We start from the raw sequence: 6563 nt of genomic DNA, 5'->3' as shown, positions 1-6563 counted from the left end.
GTGTGCATGCTTCCCAAACAGCAGGACGCCGCGTTCGGCCTGCTTCGGCTCGCACTCAACGCGCCGCGCTTCGACCAGGGGCCGATCGATCGCGTCCGCGCCGAGATTGTCTCCGACATCGTCGGCAGCGAGCGCGACCCTGACGCAATCGCTCAGCGCAAATGGCTGCGCGCGATCTATGGCACGCATCCTTTTTCGAGGCCGGGAGAAGGCACAAAAGAGAGCCTCGCCGGCATCACGCCGCCCGACCTCCTCGCCTTCCACAAGGCGATTTTCGCTCGCGACGGGCTCCATATTGCCGTGGTCGGTGACATTGATGCAAACACGCTGAGGGAAAGGCTCGACCAGCTGTTTGGTGACTTGCCTGAGCAACAAACCCTCGCCCCCGTCGCCGATGTCGTACCGAAGCTCGGCCAACTGGTGGAGGAGAACTGCGACCTGCCGCAGACTTCGCTGCGATTGGCCTGGCCTGGCGTGAAGCGTAGCGCGCCGGATCACTTCGCCACCGTGCTGATGAATGACATCCTCGGCGGCTCGGGCATGACTTCCCGCCTTTTCGAGGAGGTGCGCGAAAAACGCGGCCTTGCCTATCACGTCAGCTCTGAACTGACCCTTGACAAGCTTCTGGTTACGACAGAGACACGCTCGGACTGCGCCGCCCAAACGCTGAGCATCGTGCGAGATGTGGTAAAGCAGATGGCGCAGCAAGGACCGACCGGGGCCGAGCTCAAGGCGGCGAAGAAGCACCTGATCGGCACCTATGCCATTGACCGTCTGGGCTCGACCAGCTCGATTGCAGACCGGCTCCTGGATTTGCAGATTCACAAGGCCGACGTCGACTACAACCAGCGTCGCGCCCGCAGCATCGGTCGGGTGACGCTCAAACAGGTCAAGGCGGCGGCCAAGAAGCTGCTTTCGGCCGAGCCCGCCATTTTGGTGGTCGGCCCGCCGCTGGGCGGCAAGGATGAGTAAAGAAACTCATCTCGCCTTCCTTCTTCCTTGGGGCTTCTCGTGGGAAGAGCGAATATGGAGGCCGGTGGGCCAAGCAGATCATGCAGACCCGCGGAGTCGTTTCGCGGGCCTTGCGCGGCATTGGCGGTCCAGGGGCCTCTCGCCGAAACGGCGCTCCTCAGCATGTATGCCGCCTTTTGCAGAATACACTCGCACGCCACCAGCAGGCAGCGGGTGGACGAAGCAAACATCCGGCTGCTCAATCCATCAACTGATGAACCGCGGGCACTCAAACTAACGGAACTGTTGTCGTATGTTTGGTCTACCAGCTGCTTTGCCGAGGCCCTAGGACGAACCCGCTGGTGCAGAATACACACCGACGGCCTGTCGACCTGGATGTTCGCTGCGTTGAGGAGGAATCCGGTATTGCCCCTGTGCCTGCCGATGATCCGCCGTCTGAAATCCCCGCACCTGTTTGGAGCCATGGACCGCCTGCCGGCACTTGGCAGACCGGTTGGCAATAAGACGTTCGAGGTCGTCAATCCGTCGACCGGCGAAGTTTTGGCAGAGCTTCCTGATATGGGCGTGGAGGAGACACGTGCTGCGGTAGACAAGGCCTATGTTGCGCAGTCGGGATGGGCCGCGTTGACTGCCCGAGAGCGTAGCGACGTTCTTTGGCGATGGCATCAGCTGATCATCGACCATGCAGGCGATCTCGCCGCGATTCTGACTGCGGAAATGGGCAAGCCGCTTGCCGAAGCCATGTCAGAGGTATCGCATGCGGCGGCGTATCTGCAATGGTATGCCGAGGAGGCCAATCGCGTCTATGGCGAGACGATCTCGGCACCCTCGACAGACCGCCGAATGCTAGTGATCAAGCAGCCCATCGGCGTTGTTGGCACGATCACGCCATGGAATTTCCCGGCCTCCATGGTGGCGCGCAAAATCTCGCCGGCCTTGGCTGCGGGCTGCACGATCGTGCTCAAGCCCGCTGAACAGACGCCGCTCGTGGCTGGCGCAATGTTCGCCCTTGCCCATCAGGCCGGCTTTCCCGATGGCGTGGTCAACCTGATCTATGCGTCCGAAGGTGATCGCGTCGGCCGTGAACTCTGCACCAATTCCAAGATCCGCAAGATCAGCTTCACCGGTTCGACCGAGGTCGGGCGGCTGCTGATGCGTCAGTGCTCTGACCAGATCAAGAAGGTTAGCCTTGAGCTCGGCGGCAACGCACCTTTCATCATCTTCGATGATGCCGACATCGACGCTGCTGTTGACGGTGCGATCCAGGCGAAGTTTCGCAATGCCGGCCAGACCTGCGTTTCGGCGAACCGTATTTACGTCCAATCGAGCGTTCACGATGAGTTCGTCAAGAAATTCGTGGAGAAAGTCCGGCACTTGTCGGTTGGCGACGGATTCGATGCCGGAGTGGACATCGGACCGCTCATCGACAGGCATGCTCTGGCCAAGATAGAGTCTCACATCGCAGATGCCATTGCGAAAGGCGGCACAATACGATGCGGGGGCCAACGTATCGGCAAGAATGGCACGTTTTTCAAACCCACGGTCCTCACCGAGATTTCCAGCGTCATGGCAGTCGCGCAAGAGGAGACATTCGGGCCGCTGGCGCCGATCATTCGCTTCAACGATGCGGATCAGGTCGTGCGCGAGGCCAATGACACGATTTACGGCCTCGCCGCATACTTCTATGCCTCCAACATGAAGCGGGTCTGGCGTGTGGCAGAGGCTCTGGAATATGGCATGGTTGGCATCAACACGGGACGCATGTCCTCGGAGGCGGCACCGTTTGGCGGTATTAAACAATCCGGCATCGGGCGGGAGGGTTCCCGCCATGGCCTCGAGGACTATCTGGAAATGAAATATCTTTGCATGGGCGGGATTTGAAACCTGCTGCACTGTCTCTCCGCCCCACCGGGGGCGGCCTGCGGTCAATGCCGCCACCTAATTTGAAGTTCCAAACGCCGTTGACCTGAAACACGGATGCCCGGCAGGAGACTGAGCTCGCTGCCGGGCCGGACATGCCTTGGGAGGGCATAAGTCAGCGCTCCTAGGGCCGATGGGCCACTCAGTACGTGCGCCTTTTGCCGATTGCGTTGCATGTGCCGTGCCAAGCCAAAAAGCAATTGATAAACCGCCGATGGATCAGCTTTTGCCCTGTTGCGCACTCTACATTGTGGGATATGCGACAATGCCCAAGCGGTTGAATCGTCGTATTGCAGACCCCCAGACGGGTCATGATTGCTATTCTTAGGACAGTGCGCAGCAAGCGCTATTCGCTGTACTCCAGGCACACCATTTCCATAATCAAGCGGTGGGTGCGATGTCTGACCGAGCTGTCGATCCAGGGAACGGTGTGAGGTCTCAAATCCCTCCATATTGTTGCACCCGCCGGTCCAACAGGACTGCAGGTCCGGACTCAAAGGATCTTGGCTGCTATGGCGACATTGCGGTGCACGCCGCTTTCCGACCACTGATGTGGGTTCAGGTCGAGGCCGGCCCTAATGAACCACCGCCTTGGCAACTTCACCGATGTCATTGTGGCGTCGGCCGACGCCTGACCAGAGCATACCCGCAAGGCGCCATGCAGATCTGTCGGCGGGCGAACTGTTGGTGACGGGTCAGCTGCGAGCGAACGTTCATCCACTGACGCACAGCGCGGACTGTCGCATTTCAAATTAGGAAATCTCTGTAGCCACCATTCATGAGCGCGCGGCCACGCGAGACGGCCCGACGGATGCGGTCGCGCAGATGATCGCGAGGATCCGCCCAGTCGGCATGGACGCGCCGTTGACCGATGAGAACTTCGGCGAGCTCGCGATGTGGTGCTCCGGCGAGCGAACCGTCGAGCGCACGAAGAACGAAGGACAAACGGACGCCGCGCTTTTCCGGCGCAAACAAGCGGGGCGGCAATTGTTGCCCTAGACTGAGAGCATTGAGGCACTCCAGTCCCCTCAATCGATGCTTTAAAAGCACCGCGGGCCAGATGGCTTGCGTATGCAGGCAAACAGGGTGGAGGATATTCGCGCCCGAGACGGCGAGCTGCAGCGCGTGGTCCGCATTGCGAAGAAGAACATGCTGGCTCTTGTCGGGCGCCAGCAGGACGGTTGCACGACAGGGCAATGCCGAGAGTTCGAACGGCGGTGTCGGCGACGAGGCAGGCAACCATTCCGCAATGACCGGCAGCACATGGACGCACCAGAGCGGACACCAGAATACGACCGAAGCGCGGCCACAAGACTCCGCGAAACAGAACACCCCAGCGTGACAGGTCGCCGGCCGACGCGACCATATCGAGAAAGGGTTGGAGAGACCAAGTCTTGCAGTGCTGGCGCGCAGCGGTCAGATCGCGCTGGAACGCTGGATTGCGGCGTAAGAACTCCCAAGCCCACTCCCGCAGCGTCAGGCCAGCGGTGTAGTCGTATGATCTTTCATCCCGCCAATCGGCCTGATCCGCGCCAGTCAGGAGATTCATGACTGACACCCCCTGCCCGCGCCTGCGTGCGTCGAAACATTATGCCACTTCGCAAAGCACCGGCGAAGGCAGCAGACGTCGAAGGCACCTTTTTGTTGAAGCGTGCGGCATTGGCACTGGCGACGACACAAGATGTGCCCAAATTGCCACCAGACCGTCGAACGGGCACAGCGACGGCCAGCGCGACCTGAGCACGCCAAGGGAATTGATTCCTTAACGGTCATCGGCTCCTGCGTCGCGATCCAGACGTCCCTTGAAGGCGCAGTAGCGCGGCAGTGGATCGCACGCTGCTTGTCGGCAAGTTGTCGTAGCGGCGGCGCCATAGGCACGGTCATCGGAGGGTCTCCTGCGGCAAGTTTTCGCCATTGGAGGCCAATCTGCCCGCTATGGCAGCCTGTGCAGTTGCACAGGTGAAGCGGACCAATCAGGGGGGAGCTATGGCGGAAACTGGGTGATGACGGTTTGAGGAGAGCGGCGTATCGAGGCGGGTGATGAAGCCTGCCAGAACCTCTCAAGGAGAGCGATACGCCATGAACGAGACTGTCAACATTGTTCGCCTTCGTCAGCCCGACGAAATCGGTGATACCCTGACGGATGTACTTCGCAGCGGCGCGCGCAAATTGCTTGCGCAGGCGATCGAGATGGAAGCCGAGGCGTATGCTAAGGCGGTCGACTGCCTGACGAAGGATCAGAATGCGTCGCTGGCGTTCTACGATTTCCCCGCCGAACACTGGGATCATCTGCGAAGGTCCAATCCCATCGAAAGCGTCTTTGCGACCGTTCGCCACCGCACGGTGCGTACCAAGGGCTCGCTATCCTCGACAACCGCCCAGCTGATGGTCTTCAAGCTGGTCATGGCCGCGGCCAGGACGTGGCGACGATTGAAAGGACAAAATCAGTTGCCGAAACTCATCGCAGGTGCCAGGTTCCTGGACGGAATCGAGGTCATCGAAACGAAGCCGCAGAGCGCCGCTTGATCAGCCTCGTCACCCAAATTCCAGCATAGCTCCATCGGAACTGCCAGCCTTCCTTGCCGATCAGGCGCAGATCAGCGCTGACGATACCGAGGACGGCGACGGCGATCACCTCCAGGCCGCCAAGTAACGACCCTCAAAACACCGCCCTGGGCCGGCCGTCCCATCGGGCCTTTCTGTTTCTGGACAAGGAGCAAACATATGTCCGCAAGCGACATTTACGAGAATGCCCCACTCGGGAAGCTGATCAACTATGGTGATCGTGCCCCCAAACCGCTCGCCCGACAGGACCGTCTCATGAACGCCCTTCCCGCACGAGCCGCCGGCATTCCGGCTGGCTTCCTCGATCAGACCGCGTCCAACCGGACCAGCCGCGCCACCCGGATTCTGCATGCCGCCGACCATATCACGCCCTTTCTCGAACGGGGTCGGCCGATCGGCGCGAATGCAAGGGAGCGGGCTTTGCAAAGACCGGCAAGGCAGAATGGGATTCCTGGGGAACTGGTCGAGGCCAGCCTGAACCGGTATCTTGTGCCTGCCCTCGGGAGTCGCTCTATCCACCATGTGACCGACACCGACATTGCTAACATCACCAATAAGATCGTCGCCGGGGGTCACCCGCAAGCGGCTAACACGGCCTTCTGGTATATGCGGGCATTTTCAACTGGTGTCGCAAACCGCCGCAACGGCTCATCGCGGTTTCCCCGCGAGGAATTGGAAAATCCGGCCCCGATCGTCAAGCGCAAGCGAGTGGTGAACGATGCCGAACTGGCGGCTATCCGGTGTCGCAAACCGCCGCAACGGCTCGTCGCGGTTTCCCCGCGAGGGATTGGAAAATCCGGCCCTGATCGTCAAGCGCAAGCGAGTGGTGAACGATGCCGAACTGGCGGCTATATGGACGGGCTGTGAGCCCGAACCGGGCGATATCGGCTATTCGTTCGGCTCCATCGTCAAGCTGCTCATGCTGACCGGACAGAGGCGTACGGAAGTTGCCGCGATGCGTTGGTCTGAACTCAACCTTGAAGCCGGAACATGGGACCTATCGGCGGACCGCACGAAGAACGAAGAGCCTACGCTTATTCCGCTGTCCACACTGGCGGTGTCGGTCCCCCAGTCGGTACCGAAGACCAATGACACATTTGTTTTCC

4 protein-coding genes and 1 pseudogene are annotated in these 6563 nt (G+C 60.4%); 4 read left to right on the top strand and 1 reads right to left on the bottom strand.

The window, feature by feature from the left end:
• Window positions 1-6 precede the first annotated feature (6 nt).
• Window positions 7-972: a pitrilysin family protein gene (locus tag EN742_RS01845; RefSeq protein ID WP_348632839.1), complete on the top strand. Its 966-nt coding sequence runs from the start codon at window positions 7-9 to the stop codon at window positions 970-972.
• Window positions 973-1434: 462 nt separating this feature from the next.
• Window positions 1435-2853, top strand: coding sequence for an NAD-dependent succinate-semialdehyde dehydrogenase (locus tag EN742_RS01840; protein ID WP_236388796.1), 1419 nt, complete (start codon window positions 1435-1437; stop codon window positions 2851-2853).
• 786 nt (window positions 2854-3639) lie between these two features.
• Here EN742_RS01840 and EN742_RS01835 read toward each other — a convergent pair.
• Entirely contained in the window at window positions 3640-4155 is a 516-nt protein-coding gene (locus tag EN742_RS01835; protein ID WP_245492239.1) for a DUF2285 domain-containing protein, read from the bottom strand.
• A gap of 675 nt (window positions 4156-4830) precedes the next feature.
• On the opposite strand from EN742_RS01835, the pseudogene EN742_RS39955 reads away from it, so the two are divergent.
• Together EN742_RS39955 and EN742_RS37795 are read left to right on the top strand one after the other, a co-directional pair.
• Window positions 4831-5418: pseudogene (locus tag EN742_RS39955) on the top strand (transposase); the annotation flags it as partial.
• Window positions 5419-5616: 198 nt separating this feature from the next.
• Window positions 5617-6324, top strand: coding sequence for a hypothetical protein (locus EN742_RS37795; RefSeq protein WP_029354820.1), 708 nt, complete (start codon window positions 5617-5619; stop codon window positions 6322-6324).
• Window positions 6325-6563 lie beyond the last annotated feature (239 nt).

The organism is Mesorhizobium sp. M4A.F.Ca.ET.020.02.1.1, from assembly GCF_004022645.1.
Lineage (GTDB): Bacteria > Pseudomonadota > Alphaproteobacteria > Rhizobiales > Rhizobiaceae > Mesorhizobium.
This window is presented reverse-complemented; position numbering and strand designations above follow the sequence as displayed.

Coding starts and splice junctions, on each gene's coding strand:
- EN742_RS01845 (WP_348632839.1), top strand. CDS start 7: ATGCTTCCCAAACAGCAGGACGCCGCGTTCGGCCTGCTTCGGCTCGCA.
- EN742_RS01840 (WP_236388796.1), top strand. CDS start 1,435: ATGGACCGCCTGCCGGCACTTGGCAGACCGGTTGGCAATAAGACGTTC.
- EN742_RS37795 (WP_029354820.1), top strand. CDS start 5,617: ATGTCCGCAAGCGACATTTACGAGAATGCCCCACTCGGGAAGCTGATC.